Origin of the sequence: Pseudomonas izuensis (assembly GCF_009861505.1) — a bacterium.
Classification (GTDB): domain Bacteria; phylum Pseudomonadota; class Gammaproteobacteria; order Pseudomonadales; family Pseudomonadaceae; genus Aquipseudomonas; species Aquipseudomonas izuensis.
Map to the genome: position 1 here is coordinate 99,790 of NZ_WTFT01000020.1, position 17,749 is coordinate 117,538.

Consider the following 17,749-nt stretch of genomic DNA (forward strand, 5'->3'; position numbering starts at 1 on the left):
GCCATGGATCGTGTTGTTGTCGAGGTTTTCCGGTGAGCGCCACCCGGCGTAGCGCCGATGGATTCGCCCTGCAGGTGATGTTGGGGTTGTGCCTGGTCTGGGGCGTTCAGCAGGTCATGATCAAGTGGGCGGCGCCCGACATCGCGCCGGTCATGCAGGCGGCCGGGCGCTCGGGCATGTCTGCATTGCTGGTGGGATTGTTGATCTGCTGGAAGGGCGGTTGGAATCAGGTTGGCAGCACCTGGCGCGGCGGGTTGTTGGCCGGTGCGTTGTTCGGTCTGGAGTTCTTCTTCATTTCCGAAGGCCTGCAATTGACCACGGCCGCGCATATGTCGGTGTTCCTCTACACTGCGCCGATTTTCACCGCACTGGGTGTGCACTGGCTGTTGCCGAGCGAGCGTTTGCGGCCTGTGCAATGGCTGGGGATTTTCCTCGCATTCGTCGGGATCGCCATCGCATTTGCCGGTGGTGTGTCCTGGGACAATCTCGATTACCGCATGTTGATGGGCGATGCGCTGGGCGTGCTGGCCGGGGCGGCGTGGGGCGCGACCACAGTCGTGGTGCGGGCTTCGCGGTTGTCGGAGGCACCGGTGACGTTGACCTTGTTTTACCAACTGATCGTCGGCTTCTTCGGTTTGCTGTTGATCGCGCTGCTCAGTGGTCAGATCACCCACGTCAGCCTGACCCGCGTGGCGCTGGCCAGTGTGCTGTTTCAAGGCGTGGTGGTGTCGTTCTTCAGCTATCTGATCTGGTTCTGGTTGTTGCGCCGCTATCTGGCGGCGAACCTGGCGGTGTTTTCGTTCATGACGCCGTTGTTCGGCGTCACGTTCGGGGTGGTGTTGTTGGGCGAAAAACTGAGCCTGAACTTCGTCATGGGCGCGATTCTGGTGCTTTTGGGCATCACGTTTGTCAGCGCCGAGCAGTGGGTGCGTCGTCGTTTGCGCAGAGCGCTTGGGCAGTCCTGAGCACCGTCCAGCCTGGGTCGATTGACATTCTCTAGAAAAGAATAATAGTGGGTGACTTGTTCTTTTTTGGAGAATGCCATGGAATTCAGCCAATTGCGGATTTTCCAGGCGGTGGCGCAGGAAGAGTCCATCACCCGTGCCGCCGAGCGGCTGCACCGGGTGCCGTCCAATCTGTCGACCCGGCTCAAGCAGCTTGAAGAACAATTGGGCGTTGAACTGTTCGTTCGCGAGCGTCAGCGTTTGCAATTGTCGCCCGCGGGAAAAGTCCTGCTGGACTACACCGCCAGGCTGTTTGCCTTGCACGACGAAGCCCATGCCGCGGTACAGGGTGGACAACCGGCCGGGGACTTCGTACTGGGCACCATGTACAGCACCGCCGCCATTCACCTCCCGGCGTTGCTGGCGCGCTATCACAAGCGTTACCCGGCGGTGAACCTGCAAGTGCAGTCCGGGCCCAGTGGTGAGTTGCTGGAAGGCTTGCTCACCGGCCGGCTCGATGCGGCGCTGGTGGACGGACCACCGGAACTGGCCGTGCTCGATGGCGTGTTGTTGTGTGAGGAACGGTTGGTGCTGATCAGCGAGTCCGATCATCCTCCCGTGCTCAGTGCAAGGGATGTGGAAGGGCGTTCGGTGTTCACCTTTCGTCAGGGCTGTTCCTATCGCATGCGCCTGGAGTCCTGGTTTTCTCATGATCATGCGGCGATGGGCCGGGCGATTGAAATCGAATCCTATCCGGGAATGCTCGCCTGTGTGATTGCCGGCTCGGGCGTGGCGCTGATGTCGGAGTCGATGCTTGCCAGCCTGCCGGGGCGTGAGAGCGTGGCGGTCCATCCGTTGCCTGAACCGTTTGCCAGCGCAACCACCTGGCTGATGTGGCGCAAGGGCATGGTCGGGGCCAACCTGAATGCGTGGATCGAGGAGCAACAGGCGCTCTTTCCGTCGGCGCAAAGCCTGGTCCGCGCGATTGCGTGATTTAATGCCATCGGATTGTGATCGATTCAGTAACAGATCATTGCCACTTTGGGCGAGCATTGCTCAGGACTTCGGACTATTATCAGTTTCAAGCGGCTACAGAATTCCGGTCGCTCGGCACTACCCTGAAGGGGGCATCATGAAAGAGAAAATCCAAAACTGGCTGCATGACCTGGGTGTCGCGCTCGGTTTGATCGAACCGCCTCTGCAACCTGTGCCCATTCGCACCGACGATGAACAACGCCGACGCCAGCAGCGTCGTCGATAAGCACGAAGGGCTTAGCGAAGGGGTTGCTGTGGCGAGGGGATTTATCCCCGTTCGGCTGCGAAGCAGTCGTAAATCGCTTTATGCGGTCCGCCAGATACAGCCCGATTGTATGGTCTTGGGGCTGCTTCGCAGCCCAACGGGGATAAATCCCCTCGCCACAGGGCTGTGTGTTCGCCATATCAATTCTAATTGCTAATCAGGGCGCATTTGACATCAAGTCTCAATGCCGCCCGATCTCCATCAAAAACCGACTCAAGTCGTTCGCCGTACTGGCTGTCTTGAGCATCCGGTCTTCTTCGGCGGTAAACGCCGTCAAGCCGAGTTCGTCTTCCAGATGGAAGATCAGCTCTTCAATATCCGATTTATCCAATCCCAACTGCACCAGACTGGTGTTGTCGTCGAAGTCATCCCGACCTTCCAGCAGGCGGCTGATGTAGCGATGCACGGCGGCACGAACGGCAGCTTTTTTCATGGTGATCTTCGAGGGCGTTATTGTTTTGGTGGCCCCGGGCTTGAGTACAGCAGGCTTCAGCCGTGTGAGCGCTGCCACTCGTCAATCATGTGGCGCAGATGTTCCCCGGAAAAGCTGCCGAAATGCCCGCCATGCACCGTACGGATCGGCAGGGTGCGCAAGCGTTGCAGGCTACGTGCATAGTCGTCGAGGTTGGAGTGATAAGCGTCTTCGATCAGCGGCCCGTCGTAAATGATGTCGCCGCTGAACAGGGTCTCGGTGGCCGCTTCATACAGGCTGATGCCGCCCGGCGAGTGTCCTGGCGTGTGCAGTACTTGCAGCACCCGGTTGCCCAGGTCCAGCACATCGCCTTCTTCGATCATACCCGTGGCCGGCGCGGCCTTGACCCGATATTCGGCATAGCACAACGGGCAATCGGGGTGCGCCTCGAACATGTCGTCACCGACAAACATCCGGCTCAAATCGTTTTCGCCGTCCGGTGCGGCCAGGATCTGCGCTTCGGCCGGGTGTACCAGGCGTTCGGAAAACTCGTGGTGCCCGGCAATGTGGTCGAAATGGCAGTGGCTGGCCACCGCCACCAGGGGGCGCTCGGTGATCCACGGCAATTGCTCGCGCAGGCTGACCAGCCCGGAACCGCTGTCCAGCAGCAGGTCCTTGTCGCGCCCCTGCACATGCCAGAGATTGCAGCGGTAGAAAGGGCGAATGTAAGGCTCGTGAATCAAACGAATGCCGTCGCTGAGTTGTTTGACCTCGAACCACTGATCGCGAGAAACAATTTTCATCAAGGGTTTTCTCCAGACGAAAAAAAACGGGTGTGGCAACCGACGCCACACCCGTCGAAGAAAAGCATCAAGTCGTTATGTTCAGCTTAGGCGGCGCTGGTCACCAGTGCCGGGCGACGGGACATCAGGCTGACCACCACGAAGCTCACCAGACCTGCAACCAGGCTGTAGTAGATCGGGGTGTTGGCGTCCAGACCGTCCTTGAACATGAACAGCAGGGCAGTGGCGAAGCCCAGGCTCATGCTGGCGATGGCGCCGGCGGTGGTGGCGCGTTTCCAGAAAATCGCCCCCATCAGCGGGATCAGCATGCCGCCAACCAACAGGTTGTAGGCCAGGGTCAGGGCGCTGATCACGTCGTTCACTACCAGAGCGATACCCAGTACGACAAGACCGGTCAACAGGGTCACCAGGCGGTTCAGGCCCAGGCTCGATGCTTTACCGCCGCGCAGTTTCGGCAGCAGGTCTTCGCTCAGGGTGGTGGCGGCAGCCAACAGGCCGGCGCTGGCGGTGGACATCATGGCGGCCAGTGCCGCGGCGATGACCAGGCCTCGGATACCGTCCGGCAGGGACAGTTTCACGATGGCGGCGAACGCGTTGTTGACGTTGTCCAGATCCGGGATCAGTACGTGAGCGGCCATGCCGATCAGGGCGCAGGCCAGACCGTAGATGATGCAGTAGATACCGGCAGCGGTACCGGCAACCTGAGCCACTTTGGCGGTCTTGACGGTGAACACCCGTTGCCAGATGTCCTGACCGATCAGGATGCCGAAGAAGTAGATCACGAAGTAGGTGATGATGGTGTCCCAGCCGATGGTGGTGAAGCTGAAGCTCGCCGCCGGCAGTTTGGCCACCAATTGATCCCAGCCGCCAACGCGGTACATGCAGATTGGCAACAGGATGAACATCAGGCCAACAGTCTTGATCACGAACTGGACGATGTCGGTCAGGGTCAGCGACCACATGCCGCCGATGGCCGAGTAAATCACCACGACGCCACCACCGAGCAGTACCGAAATCCAGAACGGCAGGCCGAACAGTACTTGCAGCACGGTGCCGATCGCCAGGATCGAAACGACGCCGATCATCAATGCGTAGGCCAGCATGATGACCGCGCTCGCGGAGCGGGCCATCGGGTTGTAGCGTTTTTCCAGCACCTGGGTAACGGTGTAGATCTTCAGTTTCAACAGCGGTTTGGCGAGGAACAGGTTCAGCGCCACGATCCCGCAACCCAGTGCGGCGCAGAGCCAGAAACCGGAGATGCCATGCACGTAGCCCAGACGCACGGTGCCCACGGTGGACGCGCCGCCGAGGACGGTGGCAGCCATGGTGCCCATGTACAGGGTCGGGCCGAGGTTACGACCGGCGACCAAAAAGTCTTCGTTGGTCTTGGCCTTGCGCATGCCGTAGTAGCCGAGTATCAGCATCGCGGCGGCGTAGATGAGTACGACGAATAAATCCAAAGCCATTATGGCGTGTCTCCGATTGTCTTTTTTATGTGGAACTAAAAATCAATTCCTGGGCAAACATCGTTCCCTGTGGGAGCGTGGCTTGCCCGCGATAAGTACGCCGCGGTCTGTCAGGCAGACCGCGTCATCGTTCATCGCGGGCAAGCCTCGCTCCTACAGGTCATGCGTTGACCACAGGTAATGCGTTTATCAGGCGACTTGTCGCATCGCCGGTTTAACGAGCGAATCCTTGCTCATGCTGCGTGGATCGTTCGGGCCGAACACTGCAGTCGGTTCCGGGAACAGACTCAGCAAGACCAGGTAAACCACCGAGGCCAGGCCCAGGGTCACCGGCAGGCTGATATCGATACCGCCGGCCATTTCGCCCAGTGGTCCGACAAATTGCCCCGGCAGGTTCACGAAGCACAGGCCGACGGCCGCGCTCGGGATCCAGGCACCCAGGCCACGCCAGTTCCAGCCGTGGGTGAACCAGTAACGGCCACCTTTCTCGCCGCGGGTGAACACTTGCAGGTCATCCGGGCAGTAGAACCCGCGACGTACCAACAGGCCGATGATCATGATCACCATCCACGGAGTGGTGCAGGTGATGATCAGTACGGCGAAGGTCGACACGCTCTGCACCAGGTTCGCCGCGAAGCGACCGATGAAGATGAAGGCAATCGACATCACACCGATCAGCAGCGTGGCCTTGACCCGCGACAGCACGCGTGGGAACACGCTGGACATGTCCAGCCCGGTGCCATACAGCGAGGTGGTGCCGGTGGACATGCCGCCGATCACCGCAATCAGGCACACCGGCAGGAAGAACCAGCTTGGCGAAACCGCCAGCAGGCCACCGACATAGTTGTTGGCCGCAATGTAGTCCGGCGCCTTGACCGCTACGATGGTGGCGGTGACCAGGCCGAACAGGAACGGGATGAAGGTTGCGATCTGCGAAATCACCACAGCGGCCATGATGCGACGCTTGGAGGTGTCACGCGGAATGTAGCGCGACCAGTCGCCCAGGAACGCCCCGAAGGAAATCGGGTTGCTCATGGCCACCAGCGCAGCGCCGATGAACGCCGCCCAGAACCCCGGTTGCCCCATGTTCACGGTGCCGGCGTAGTTCACATCGAATGGACCGGCGAAAGCGAAAGCCCCCAGCAGGAACAACAGGCTGGCGCTCCATACCGCGATCTTGTTGACCCACAGCAGGAAACGGAAGCCATAGATGCACACGGTCAGCACCAGAATCGCGAACAGACCGTAGGCCAGGCCCAGGGTCAGGTCGGTTTCCGGCAGGCCGATCAGGCGCTTGGCGCCACCGATCAGCGCATCACCCGAACTCCACACCGAGAGCGAGAAGAAGGCGATGGCGGTCAACAGCGACAGGAACGAGCCGACGATCCGCCCATGCACGCCGAAGTGCGCACCGGAAGACACGGCGTTGTTGGTGCCGTTGATCGGGCCGAACAGGCCCATCGGCGCGAGGATCAGCGAACCGAGCAACACGCCCAGCACAATCGCCCAGGCACCAGCCTGGAAAGACAGGCCGAACAGCACCGGGAAACTGCCGAGCACGGCGGTGGCAAAAGTGTTCGAACCACCGAAGATCATTCGGAACAGGTCCTTCGGGCCGGCGGTGCGTTCGTTGTCCGGGATCTGCTCGACCCCGTGGGTTTCAATTTGCGTAAGGCTTTGGTCTTTGTTGTTGTTATTCATGATCAGCTCCGATCATAAAGGCGCGCTCATCGTGCGTGAGCGTCACCCGTGTTGGCTAAGGGGTTGGCAGCCCTTCCGGCATCGCGGACAAATGTTCGTGGCAGGCCAGCCATAGGCCTTGTTGTTCTTGGCCAGACGCTTGTTTTTTGAAAACAATCGTCTCGCGCTCCTGGCTAAAGTGCTGCTCCCCTTGCATGCGCAGCTCGGTGGCCACGTCATGGATAAAAATCGCCACGTCACCCTGCAGGCTGACGAAAGCGTTGCTCGAGGTGCATGACAGCACTTCGAAGCCGTCCTCGGCACGCCAGCTGTCCCACAATGCCTGATAGGCATCGCGCGACAGCAGCGGTTGTTCAAGGGTGTAGAAAACGAAGCTGGCATCGGCGCTGAACGCGCCGAAGTAGGCTTCGCGATCGTTACGGGCGAAGGCGGATACCAGATCGGCGGCCGCTTTCAAGACCTGATCGCGTTCGGTCATGACCAATCCTCAGCGGTGGACTACGCCAGGCAGTACGCAGAGCATTTCGTACAGCAGGTTGGCGGCCAGCAGCGAGGTGTTGCCGGTGGTGTCGTAAGCGGGCGAGACTTCTACCAGATCGCAACCGATCAGGTCGAGGCCTTGGCAGCCACGAACGATCTCGATGGCCTGAATGGTGGTCAAACCGCCGATTTCCGGGGTGCCGGTGCCAGGCGCCCAGGCCGGGTCGATACCGTCGATGTCGAAGCTCAGGTACACCGGACCGCCGCCGACTTTCTCGCGAACTTCAGCCATCAGTGGTTCCAGGGATTTGTGCCAGCACTCTTCGGCCTGCACCACACGGAAGCCCTGGTTGCGGCTCCAGTTGAAGTCGTCAGCGGTGTAGCCCTGGGCACGCAGACCGATCTGAACAACGCGGTCCGGGTCGATCAGGCCTTCTTCGACGGCGCGACGGAAGGTGGTGCCGTGGGCGATTTTCTCGCCGAACATGTGATCGTTCACATCGGCGTGGGCATCGATGTGCACCAGACCGACCTTGCCGTGCTTCTTGTGAATGGCACGCAGGATCGGCAGGGTGATGGTGTGGTCGCCGCCCAGAGTCAGCGGGATCACATCGTGTTCGAGGATGTTGTCGTAGGACTCTTCGATGATCCGTACGGCATCCAGCAGGTTGAAGGTGTTGATTGCCACGTCGCCGATGTCGGCAACCGACAGCGAGTCGAACGGAGCAGCGCCGGTGGCCATGTTGTACGGGCGGATCATCACCGATTCGGCGCGGATGTCACGCGGCCCGAAACGGGTGCCGGGGCGCAGCGAAGTACCGATATCCAGGGGCACGCCAACGAAGGCAGCGTCCAGGCCGGCAGCGGTAGGAACATGGGGGAGTCGGAGCATGGTGGCGATGCCGCCGAAACGCGGCATTTCGTTGCCGCCCAGTGGTTGGTGAAGAATCTTTTCCACGGGTAAGGCCTCATCGTCGTTGTTTTATTTATGCAGGCACGCCGTTCACGGAAGGTACGGGCGCCGCTTTGAGCCGATTCTGCGAAATGTAGTGGCCGGGAAGAATCGCTACGGGCAAATACTTAGTTCAGATTTTTCTAAACTAATGGTCCGGGGAGGATTAGACTTCACTCCGCAGCTGATGTGGTGTGTCGAATGGCCTTTTCGCTGGCAAGCCAGCTCCTACAGGTTTTGGGTCGTGCACAGCATCATCTGTAGGAGCTGGCTTGCCAGCGAAGGCGGCCGAATGGTTGCCACCAATCTGACCTTGCATCGAGCGGAGTTCGCAGATCCCATGGCCAACGCTTTACCCGACCTGAAACTATTGCGCATCTTCGTCAGCGTGGTGCGGCATCAGGGATTCGCCAACGCCCAACAAGAGCTCAACCTCTCGACGTCGGCCATCAGCACCTACATGAGCCAGCTCGAGTCGGCACTGGGCCTGGTGCTGTGCCATCGCGGCCGTGGTGGTTTCAGCCTGACCAGCAAGGGCGAGTTGTTCCATCAGGAAACCCTGCGCCTGCTGGGCGAGCTGGAAGGGTTCGAACAGTACGCCGCCGCGCTCAAGGGCGAATTGCGCGGCACGTTGAACCTGGGGGTGATCGACTCCACCGTCAGCGACAAGGCCTTGCCGTTCGCCGAAGCCATCGGCGCCTACAGCCAGGAACACCCGGCGGTGCACTTGCATCTGTCGGTGATGAGCCCCTATGAACTGCAACTGGGCGTGCAGGACAACCGCCTCGACTTGGCCATCGGCGCGTTTTCCACGCGCATGAGCGGTCTGGTGTACATGCCGCTTTACCGTGAACAGCACTGGTTGTATTGCAGCACGCGGCATCCGCTGTTCAACGAGCGGCGTATTCCCGAGCAGGTCATCACCCAGCAGCGCATGGTCGGTCGCGGCTACTGGAGCCAGGCCGAACTGGCTCGCCATGGCTTCAAGCACAGCGCCGCGACGGTGGAGAGTATGGAGGCGCAGCTGATCCTGGTGCTGTCCGGCGCCTACATCGGTTACTTGCCGGAGCACTACGCCCAGGCCTGGGCCGACAAGGGCGACTTGCGTGTGCTGTTGCCGGCGACCTTCGGGTATCAGGCACCGTTCTCGATGATCGTGCGCCGGGGCCGCAGCCGCGAGCCGTTGATCCAGACGTTCCGCGATCTGCTCAAGGCGCAACTGAATCAGGCTGCCTGAGGGAATAAAATCGATGTCCAGAATTCAATGCCCGCGCTGCCTGCGTCCGCAAAGCCATTGCCTGTGCCCACTGATCCCCAGCCTCGAAAGCCGCACCCGGGTGCTGCTGCTGCAACATCCGAGCGAGGTGAATCACGCGCTGAACACCGCGCGGCTGGCGGCGCTGGGCTTGAACAATGCCGAGCTGATTGTCGGCGAGGTGTTCGAGGATTTACCGAAGCTATTGAATCAACCGGGTTATCAGGCACGGTTGCTGTTTCCCGCCGACAATGCGCAACCGATGCAGGCGTACACCGCCTCCGATGATCCACTGCTGCTGGTGGTCCCGGACGGCACCTGGCGCAAGGCGCGTAAAATGCTGCACTTGAATCCGCTGCTGGCGGCGTTACCCCGAGTGGCCCTGGCCGGGGGCGGCGTGTCCCGTTATCGGCTGCGCAAGGCACCGGGGCCGGGAGCGCTGTCGACAGTGGAGGCGATTGTGCAGGCGTTGCAGGTGCTTGAAGCGCCGGCTTCATTCGAGCCGTTGTTGAAGCCGTTCGAGGCGTTGATCGAAGGGCAGATTGCGGCGATGGGTGAGGAGACCTTCCTGCGTAATCATGGGCCAAAATAGTGGTTGTTTGTGCTGGCCTCATCGCGAGCAGGCTCGCTCCCACATTTGACTGGGTTCTTCCGGTAGAAATGCGATCCCCTGTGGGAGCGAGCCTGCTCGCGATGGCGGTAGAACAATCACCCAAAAAATCTCTGATCGATACTACCTTTCCCGCATCGCCTCAGTCCGCGCCTTGAGCACCGGTTTGAGCAAGTAATCCAGCACCGTCTTCTCCCCGGTAATGATGTCCACCGTCGCCACCATCCCCGGAATGATCAGCAACGGTTTCACATCCCCACCCAAATGATTCTTATCAGTGCGCACCTGGATCAGGTAGAAGCTGTTGCCCTTTTCATCGGTGATGGTGTCGGCACCGATCAGTTCAAGCTTGGCACTCAAGCCGCCATAGATCGTGTAGTCGTAGGCACTGAACTTGACCATGGCTTTCTGGCCCGGATGCAGGAATGCGACGTCCTGCGGCCGCACTTTGGCCTCGATCAACAGGTTGTCTTCCAGGGGCACGATTTCCACCATGTCGCTGCCCGGTTGGACCACGCCGCCAATGGTGTTGACCTTCAGCACCTTGATGATGCCCTTGACCGGCGACATCACCGTGGTACGGGTCACGCGGTCGTCGATAGCAATGCTCGATGCGGTGATTTTCGACAGGTCGGTGCGTTTCTCATTCAGCTCCTTGGCCGCTTCCGAGCGGAAGGTCTGTTCCGACTCGTCGATCTTGCTCTTGATCTCGGCCATCGCCGATTCCGCCCGGGGAATCGCCAGGGTGGTGGCGTTCAGCGAGCCGCGGATTTCCACGGCGCTGCGTCTGAGGCGCAGGATCTCCACCGGGGACACGGCACCGGTCTTGACCAGTGGCTCGGACATGGCCATCTCCTGGTTGACCAGGGCCAGGCTTGAACCGTATTGCCCCGCCTTGGAGCGGAACTCCGCCAGTTCCTGGGTTTTTTGCCGCAGTTGTTCGGTCAGTGTGCGTTGTTCGCTGGCCAGTCGGCGTTGCCGTTGTTCGTACAGCGAGCGTTCGTCTTCGGCCACTTGCGGGGCCTTGGCGATCACTTCTTCCGACAGCTTGAAGGGGCGGCCTTCCGCTTCCGCCGACAGCCGTTCAACCTGCGCGGTCAGTGCATAACGGTCGGCCTCGCTTTCGCCCTTGTTCGACAGGTAGCGCGTGTCATCCAGGCGCAACAGGGTGTCACCCTTGTTCACCATTTGCCCTTCACGCACGAAGATCTCGGTGACGATGCCGCCCTCGAGGTTCTGGATCACCTGCACCTTGCTTGATGGAATGGCCTTGCCTTCGCCCATGGTGACTTCCTGCAACACGGCGAACCTGGCCCAGACCAGCGCGCTGATCAGCAGCGCCGCCGCCAGCCACACCGTGATCCGCGACCAGCGCGGTGAGTCCTGCAATGAAGCGCCGGCGGTTTCCGGCATGAATTCGACTTCAGCGCTTTTTGAGAAGCTGTTGAAGTAGCCACGCTCTTTCGACGTTACAGGCAGATCCGCAGACATGGGCAACTCCTAGACCGCCGCCGAGCCGACACGGCCCTTGCGCAGTGCATCGATGACCGCTTCTTTCGGCCCGTCGGCGACGATCCGCCCGTTGTCCAGCACCACCAATCGATCCACCAGGCTGAGCATCGAGGTACGGTGGGTCACCAGCAGCACGGTTTTGCCCTGGACCCAGCCGTGGAGTTTTTGCCGCAGAACGTCTTCGCTGCTGTTGTCCATGGCGCTGGTGGGCTCGTCGAGCAGCATGATCGGCGGATCCAGCAACAGCGCCCGGGCCAGCAGCACGGCCTGGCGTTGACCGCCGGACAGCAATTGACCGCGCTCGCCGACGGGCCGGTCGAAGCCTTGCGGGTGTTGTCGGGCCAGCTCGGTGACGCCGGTCAGTTCCGCCACTTCGAGCATGCGCGCATCGCTGATGTAGCGCGCACCGAGGGTCAGGTTGTCGCGCAGGCTGCCGGCCAGCAGTGGCAGGTCGTGGGCGACATAACCGATCTGATGGCGCAGGTCGGCGACGTCCAGTTGTCGCAGATCCAGGCCATCGAGCAGCAACTGGCCTTCGGCAGGTTCGTAGAAGCCCATCATCAGTCGTGCGAGGGTACTTTTGCCCGAGCCGCTACGGCCGATGATGCCGATCCGTTCCCCGGGTTTCACACTGAAGCCGACATTGGCCAGCGCCGGTGCGCTCTGGCCGTTGTAGTGGAACGTCACGCCGACCACATCCAGCGCGCCTTGCAGTTGCGTGCGTTCCAGTGGCCGTTGGCGGGCGTCTCTTTCCTGGGGCAGGGACATCAGCGCGTCGGTGCTTTTCATGGTCAGTTGCGCTTGCTGGTAGCGGGTGATCAACCCGGCGATTTGCCCCAGCGGCGCCAGTACCCGGCTGCCGAGCATGTAGGTCGCGACCAGTGCGCCGACGCTCAGGTTGCCGGCGATGATGCTGTAGACCCCGGCGACGATGGTCGCCATGCCGGAAAACTGCTGGATGAACAGCGTGCCGTTGGTGGCCAGCGCCGCCAGGTTGCGCGCGTGGCTGTCGAGGCGGGTGAGGGCGCCGTGGGTGCTTTCCCATTTGTGCTGGCGCTCGCTTTCGGCGCTGCAGGCCTTGAGGGTTTCCAGGCCGCCGAGGGTTTCGATCAGCAGGGCCTGGCGTTCAGCCCCCAGGGTCAGGCTTTTTTGCACGGTGTCGCGCAGGCGTGCCTGGATCACCATGGCGAAAATGATCGTGATCGGGAACGCCAGGACCGGTATCACCACCAGCCAGCCGCCGAGCAGGCCGATCACCAGCAGCATCAGCAAGGCGAAGGGCAAGTCGATCAGGCTGGTGAGGGTCACGGCGGTAAGAAATTCGCGCAGGCCCTGGAAGTCATGAATGCTCTGGGCAAAACCGCCGATGGTCGCCGGACGCGCTTTCATCGCCATGCCGGTGATGCGTTCGAACAAGGTCGCCGACAGGATCACGTCGGTTTTCTTCCCGGCGGTGTCCAGCAAATGCGCGCGCACCACGCGCAGAACCAATTCGAAAACGGTGCCGATCAGCAAGCCGATGGACAACACCCACAAGGTCGATGTGGCCTGGTTCGGCACCACGCGGTCGTAGGTCTGCATCACGAACAGCGGCACCATCAGGCCCAGCAGGTTGATCAGGAAACTGGCGAGGATCGCGTCGCTGTACAGCCATTTCGACAGCTTCAGGGTGTCGCGAAACCAGGCCTGCACCCGCGGCACCAAGGGTGAGCGCAGGTCTTCGAGTTCATGCCGTGGCCGGGCGAACAGGGTCTGGCCAGAGTAATGCTCTGCAAGCTCTTCAGGGCTGATCCACTGTTCGCCGCCGTCGGCTTCGCTGGGCAGGATCAGTACCTTGCCGTCATCGCCGATGCGGCGTAGCACTGCTGTACGGCCGTTGTTCAGCAGCAGCAGCACCGGCAGGTTGAGCGGGGAGATGTCCTTGAGGTCGCGGCGCAACAGGCGCGCCTGTAAACCGGCCCGGGCCGCTGCGCGCGGCAGCAGATCCAGGCTCAGGCGTTGGTGTGCCATTGGCAGCCCGGCACTGAGGCTGGCGCGACTGACCGTCGCGCCATGGAGTTTGCAGAGGATCAACAGACCGTCCAGCAGTGGGTCATCGAAGCTCAGGCGCGGATCGACACCGATGTTGCCGGGTTCCATGCTGGTCACATTGATCGCTCCCGTATTTGCACAACTTACTGTAGGGGCGAGCTTGCTCCGGGCGGCGTTCCGACGATGAACCTGAGAGCGCCGCGGGGTGTCAGGACTCCCGCGTCATCATTAACGATCATCGCGAGCAGGCTCGCTCCTACAGAGGGCCCTATTTGAGTTCAGGCAGACGAGCTTCACTTTTGACTTCGGCCTGGGCAATCGCATCGGCAGGCAATACAACCCGCTGTTTGCTCAACAACTGGCCCATGTTCGCCAGGACCCGGTACATCGAAAACTCCTCGGTGTAGCGCACTTCGGTGTAGCGGCGGTTGGCGTTGTAGAGTTCGTTTTCACTGTCCAGCAGGTCGAGCAGGGTGCGTTGGCCGAGGCCGAATTGATCCTGATAGGCCATGCGCACGCGTTTACTGGTGTCGGCGTATTCACGGGCGGTCGGGGTCTGCTTCTTGGCGTTGACCATGGCGTTCCAGGCCAGGTGAATGTTTTCGTTGAGCTGGCGCAGGGCATTGTTGCGGATGTCCATCGCCTGATTGATCTTGTGCGCGTCGGATTGCAGGCGAGCCTTGTCGCTGCCGCCACGGAACAGGTTGTAGTTCATGACCACGCCGACTCGCCATTCGTTGTCATGACCCTTGTCGCCTTGAATGTTGTTGTTGGCGCCTACGGCGGCTTCGGCGTCGAAGCGTGGGTAAAACGGCGACTTGGCGACCTCGTACTGGCTCTCGGCCGATTGCACGTCGGCCTGGGCGGACTTCAGGTAGGGGTTGTTTTCCACCATGCTTTGCTGGGCTTCCAGCAAGGTGCCCGGCAGTTCGCCTCGCGTCGAAGGCGGGGCTTCCAGTTCATCGGGCAGGCGACCTACCACAGCGGCAAAATTGGCTTCCGCGTCGGCCAGGTCCACTTCGGCGGTGTCGAGGTTGTTCTCCGCCAGTGCCCGGCGAGCGGTGGACTGGTCGGCGTCGGCATTACTGCCGATACCGCGCTGGGTGCGCAGGCCGATCTGGTCGTTGACCCGCAAGTGCGCTTGCAGGTTGTTCTTGGCCAGCGTCACCAGTTCCCGGCGCTTGAGCACTTCGAGGTAGACCTCGATGGTGCGCAGGGCCAGATCCTGGGCGGTGCCCTGGGCGTAATAGGCCCGCGAGTTGACCACGCCTTTGGTGCGCTCGACCTCATTGGCAGTATTGAAGCCATCAAAAAGCATCTGGCGCAGGCGCAGTTCCGACTGGGTGTAGTTGAGGATCGATGTGTGGTGATCGCCGAACGCCCGGGTATTGGTGTTATCGCTGTACCCGCGCCCGTAGGCGGCATTCAGGTCAACCGATGGATAAAAGCCCCCCTTGGCGACCTTCACGTCTTCATCAGCCGACAGACGGCTGTCCACTCGCGACGCCAGTTCAGGGTGGGTTGCAATAGTGCTCTGGATCGCTTCGGTCAACGACATGGCTTGAGCCTGAGAGGTGCAGGCCATGGCCAGTAAAACGGCGGTGCAGAGGGGGCTTAATCGGCGCATGGATGCATCTCCCTGATTCCTGATGGTGCTTTATCAGTCGCCAATTATTTGACGACTTTTATAGGTAAACCGTTTCATGCTTTTAACAAAAGAGCTAAGAACATTCTGGGGCGAAGCTAAGAAGAATTTTTCATAGCGGTTATGCCGAAAAAAACTTATGCGGTCTGCAAAATCCAGCACATTGTTCACTGGCGAAGCCCTTGATTTATGAGCTTTAGGGCGCTCATCAGGGTTCGTGAAAGGCTTCGATCCACTTATCGACATAGGGCGGAGAAGTGCTGGAGGGGAGGGATGTGTAGCGGAATTGAGTGACGGTTTTTTGTCACATGGGTGGTTCAGGACCGTTACGCTTCGCTTGCAGGACACCTGTTTGTGATTTGGATTCCAATGCCATTGATTGCAAAGGGATTACTTCAAACCGCACGTGACCTGCGGGCAACACGCCGGGCGAGATCGTCGCCAGGGCAGCGGCTTACTCAGGTAACCCCGCTGACCGGTAGACGATCCGCCGGGCAACCCGTTTGAGCCATCCATGAGCATGTTCTTCGCAACAAAAAAGTGCCGACAGCATGTTGGCAGCGGAGGAGATGCACATGGCTACGCTCATCGGTATCGTCAGTAAGGTCATCGGTCAGGTATTCGCACTGGCGGGCGACGGCACTCGTCGCGTTCTGATCGAGGGCGACCGATTGTTCGCCGGTGAACAACTCAATACCGGGGCCGAAGGTGCCGTGGCGGTGCATTTGGAAAATGGCCAGGAACTGACCCTCGGACGGGGCAGCAGCCTGCAAATGAACGCTCAATTGCTGGTCCATGAATCACCTCATGTGAACGCGGCCGAGGCGGTGACGCCGAGCCAGGCGCAACTGAGCGACGTCGAGCAACTGCAAAAAGCCATTGCTGCCGGTGATGACCCGACGCAGACCGCCGAAGCCACGGCGGCCGGGCCGGGTTCGACCGGGCCTGGCGGTGGCGCACTGGGCGGCGGCCACAGTTTTGTATTGCTTGAGGAAGTGGGCGGGCGGGTCGATCCGATCATTGGCTTCCCTACAGCCGGTTTCAATGGCATTCCCGAATTTCCCGAAGAGCGGCACGATGCCGCGATCAACACTGGCGATGACACTCCGGCGCCAGTGATCACACCTGCCGTGAACAACCCGGTCACCCTCAACGGGCTGTCGGTGGCGGGGGGCGAACTGACCGTTAACGAAGCCAATCTCGCCGGTGGCTCGGCGAGCAATCCCGCGGCATTGACCCAGAACGGCACGTTCACCGTCACGGCGCTCGACGGGTTGAACAACCTGAGCATTGGCGGTATCAGCGTCATCAGCGGCGGCGTCGCCGCAGGCTTCCCGCAGTCAATCACCACGCCGCTGGGCAGTACCCTGACCATCACCGGTTACAACCCGGCCACGGGCGTGGTGAGTTACAGCTACACCCTCAACGGCAACGAAACCCATACATCCGGTGACGGCACCACCCTCAGCGAACACTTCACCGTGGTGGCTGGCGACAGCAATGGCGACACCGCCACCGGTTCCCTGGACGTCAACATCACCGATGATGTACCCAAAGCGTACGACGACCACAATGGCACGGCATCGGAAACCCATCTTGTCCTCAATGGCAACGTGCTGACCAACGACGTGCAAGGCGCAGACCGCGTGCCGGTCGGCCCGAGCAGCGGCCCGATCACCCCCGGCACGTTCGTCGGTACCTACGGCACCCTGGTGCTCAATGCCAACGGCACTTACACCTACACCCTGAACACCAGTGATGCCGATTTCAAAGCGCTGCATGGCGGCGGCACCGGCACCGAAAATTTCACCTACACCCTCACCGATGCCGACGGCGACACCAGCACCGCCCACCTGATACTGAACATTCACAACAACGACGATGGCGTGACCCTCAATGGCCTCGATGCGCAGGGTGGCGAACTGACGGTCTATGAAAAGAACCTCAGCGACGGCACCAGCCCCAATGCCCCGGCCCTGACCCAGAGCGGTACCTTCACCGTCAGCGCGCTGGATGGCCTGCAAGCCCTGACCGTGGGTGGCATCACCGTGGTCAGCGGTGGCGTGGCCGCAGGTTTTCCGCAAACCATCACCACCCCCTTGGGCAGCACCTTTACCATCACCGGCTATAACCCGGCGACCGGCGTGGTCAGCTACAGCTACACCCTGGTGGATAACGAAGCGCATCCGAACGCCAATGGCGCCAACAGCCTCACCGAGCACTTCAACGTCGTTGCCACCGACACCGATGGCAGCACCGCCACCGGGCAAATCAACGTCAACATCGTCGACGATTTGCCGACCGCCAAACCTGACGCCGACTCCGTGCAGGAGGGCGGCACCGTCAGCGGCAACGTGCTGGACAACGACATCGGCGGCGCCGACGGCCCGGCGGCCAGCGGCGCGGTGGTCGGCGTGCGCGCCGGCTCGGACACCTCGACCTCGGCCATCGGCGGCTTGAACAGCCAGATCAACGGCACCTACGGCTACCTGACCCTCGATGCCCATGGCAACGCGGTCTACCACAGCAACCCGAACAGCGTGAGCGGCCCCGGGGCGACCGACGTCTTCACCTACACCGTGCGCGATGCCGATGGCGACGAGAGCACCACGACTATCACCATCGACGTGTACAACAG

At 60.9% G+C, this 17,749-nt stretch carries 15 protein-coding genes; 6 read left to right on the top strand and 9 right to left on the bottom strand.

Annotation, left to right across the window (positions count from 1 at the left end):
- The first annotated feature begins 32 nt into the window (after positions 1-32).
- The 3 genes from GPL81_RS18635 (at position 33) to GPL81_RS31735 (ending at position 2,205) form a co-directional block, all read left to right on the top strand.
- Positions 33-965, top strand: coding sequence for a DMT family transporter (locus GPL81_RS18635; RefSeq protein WP_160107896.1), 933 nt, complete (start codon positions 33-35; stop codon positions 963-965).
- 78 nt (positions 966-1,043) lie between these two features.
- Positions 1,044-1,937 (top strand): putrescine utilization regulator PtrR, encoded by an 894-nt coding sequence (gene ptrR / locus GPL81_RS18640; RefSeq protein WP_096512889.1) that lies wholly within the window; start codon positions 1,044-1,046, stop codon positions 1,935-1,937.
- A 139-nt stretch (positions 1,938-2,076) separates the two neighbouring features.
- Positions 2,077-2,205 carry a PA1414 family protein gene (locus tag GPL81_RS31735; protein WP_007914492.1) on the top strand — a complete coding sequence of 43 codons (129 nt, stop codon included), beginning with the start codon at positions 2,077-2,079 and terminating at the stop codon, positions 2,203-2,205.
- Positions 2,206-2,425: 220 nt separating this feature from the next.
- On the opposite strand, the gene GPL81_RS18645 is transcribed toward GPL81_RS31735, so the two are convergent.
- The 6 genes from GPL81_RS18645 to speB all read right to left on the bottom strand — a co-directional run bounded on the left by GPL81_RS18645 (position 2,426) and on the right by speB (position 8,064).
- Positions 2,426-2,677, bottom strand: coding sequence for an acyl carrier protein (locus GPL81_RS18645; RefSeq protein ID WP_160107897.1), 252 nt, complete (start codon positions 2,675-2,677; stop codon positions 2,426-2,428).
- A gap of 56 nt (positions 2,678-2,733) precedes the next feature.
- Positions 2,734-3,459: an MBL fold metallo-hydrolase gene (locus GPL81_RS18650; protein ID WP_160107898.1), complete on the bottom strand. Its 726-nt coding sequence runs from the start codon at positions 3,457-3,459 to the stop codon at positions 2,734-2,736.
- Positions 3,460-3,545: 86 nt separating this feature from the next.
- The gene (locus tag GPL81_RS18655) at positions 3,546-4,925 is read right to left on the bottom strand and encodes a sodium:solute symporter family protein (protein ID WP_160107899.1); all 1,380 of its coding nucleotides are present in this window, start codon (positions 4,923-4,925) and stop codon (positions 3,546-3,548) included.
- 189 nt (positions 4,926-5,114) lie between these two features.
- Positions 5,115-6,626 carry a purine-cytosine permease family protein gene (locus GPL81_RS18660; RefSeq protein ID WP_160107900.1) on the bottom strand — a complete coding sequence of 504 codons (1,512 nt, stop codon included), beginning with the start codon at positions 6,624-6,626 and terminating at the stop codon, positions 5,115-5,117.
- A 55-nt stretch (positions 6,627-6,681) separates the two neighbouring features.
- A complete protein-coding gene (locus GPL81_RS18665; protein ID WP_096512884.1) occupies positions 6,682-7,104 on the bottom strand; it encodes a YybH family protein in 423 nt (140 codons plus the stop codon).
- Between the two features lie 9 nt (positions 7,105-7,113).
- Positions 7,114-8,064 carry an agmatinase gene (gene speB, locus GPL81_RS18670; protein WP_096512883.1) on the bottom strand — a complete coding sequence of 317 codons (951 nt, stop codon included), beginning with the start codon at positions 8,062-8,064 and terminating at the stop codon, positions 7,114-7,116.
- 334 nt (positions 8,065-8,398) lie between these two features.
- Here speB and GPL81_RS18675 point away from each other — a divergent pair, with 334 nt between their 5' ends.
- Both GPL81_RS18675 and GPL81_RS18680 read left to right on the top strand, forming a co-directional pair.
- Complete coding sequence (locus GPL81_RS18675) at positions 8,399-9,295, top strand: LysR family transcriptional regulator (RefSeq protein WP_096515527.1); 897 nt, start codon at positions 8,399-8,401, stop codon at positions 9,293-9,295.
- Between the two features lie 13 nt (positions 9,296-9,308).
- Positions 9,309-9,905, top strand: a complete 597-nt coding sequence (locus GPL81_RS18680) for a tRNA-uridine aminocarboxypropyltransferase (protein WP_160107901.1) — start codon at positions 9,309-9,311, stop codon at positions 9,903-9,905.
- Positions 9,906-10,046: 141 nt separating this feature from the next.
- Here GPL81_RS18680 and GPL81_RS18685 read toward each other — a convergent pair whose 3' ends face one another.
- The 3 genes from GPL81_RS18685 to GPL81_RS18695 all read right to left on the bottom strand — a co-directional run bounded on the left by GPL81_RS18685 (position 10,047) and on the right by GPL81_RS18695 (position 15,093).
- Positions 10,047-11,414, bottom strand: a complete 1,368-nt coding sequence (locus GPL81_RS18685) for an HlyD family type I secretion periplasmic adaptor subunit (protein WP_096512881.1) — start codon at positions 11,412-11,414, stop codon at positions 10,047-10,049.
- A gap of 9 nt (positions 11,415-11,423) precedes the next feature.
- Entirely contained in the window at positions 11,424-13,583 is a 2,160-nt protein-coding gene (locus tag GPL81_RS18690) for a type I secretion system permease/ATPase (RefSeq protein ID WP_160107902.1), read from the bottom strand.
- 151 nt (positions 13,584-13,734) lie between these two features.
- Entirely contained in the window at positions 13,735-15,093 is a 1,359-nt protein-coding gene (locus tag GPL81_RS18695) for a TolC family outer membrane protein (RefSeq protein WP_160107903.1), read from the bottom strand.
- 593 nt (positions 15,094-15,686) lie between these two features.
- Between GPL81_RS18695 and GPL81_RS18700 the strand changes: the two genes are divergently transcribed.
- Positions 15,687-17,749, top strand: a 2,063-nt coding sequence (locus GPL81_RS18700) for a retention module-containing protein (protein ID WP_160107904.1), incomplete at its 3' end; no start/stop codon positions are given.

Coding starts and splice junctions, on each gene's coding strand:
- ptrR (WP_096512889.1), top strand. CDS start 1,044: ATGGAATTCAGCCAATTGCGGATTTTCCAGGCGGTGGCGCAGGAAGAG.
- GPL81_RS31735 (WP_007914492.1), top strand. CDS start 2,077: ATGAAAGAGAAAATCCAAAACTGGCTGCATGACCTGGGTGTCGCGCTC.
- GPL81_RS18645 (WP_160107897.1), bottom strand. CDS start 2,677: ATGAAAAAAGCTGCCGTTCGTGCCGCCGTGCATCGCTACATCAGCCGC.
- GPL81_RS18650 (WP_160107898.1), bottom strand. CDS start 3,459: ATGAAAATTGTTTCTCGCGATCAGTGGTTCGAGGTCAAACAACTCAGC.
- GPL81_RS18655 (WP_160107899.1), bottom strand. CDS start 4,925: ATGGCTTTGGATTTATTCGTCGTACTCATCTACGCCGCCGCGATGCTG.
- GPL81_RS18660 (WP_160107900.1), bottom strand. CDS start 6,626: ATGAATAACAACAACAAAGACCAAAGCCTTACGCAAATTGAAACCCAC.
- GPL81_RS18665 (WP_096512884.1), bottom strand. CDS start 7,104: ATGACCGAACGCGATCAGGTCTTGAAAGCGGCCGCCGATCTGGTATCC.
- GPL81_RS18675 (WP_096515527.1), top strand. CDS start 8,399: ATGGCCAACGCTTTACCCGACCTGAAACTATTGCGCATCTTCGTCAGC.
- GPL81_RS18680 (WP_160107901.1), top strand. CDS start 9,309: ATGTCCAGAATTCAATGCCCGCGCTGCCTGCGTCCGCAAAGCCATTGC.
- GPL81_RS18685 (WP_096512881.1), bottom strand. CDS start 11,414: ATGTCTGCGGATCTGCCTGTAACGTCGAAAGAGCGTGGCTACTTCAAC.
- GPL81_RS18695 (WP_160107903.1), bottom strand. CDS start 15,093: ATGCGCCGATTAAGCCCCCTCTGCACCGCCGTTTTACTGGCCATGGCC.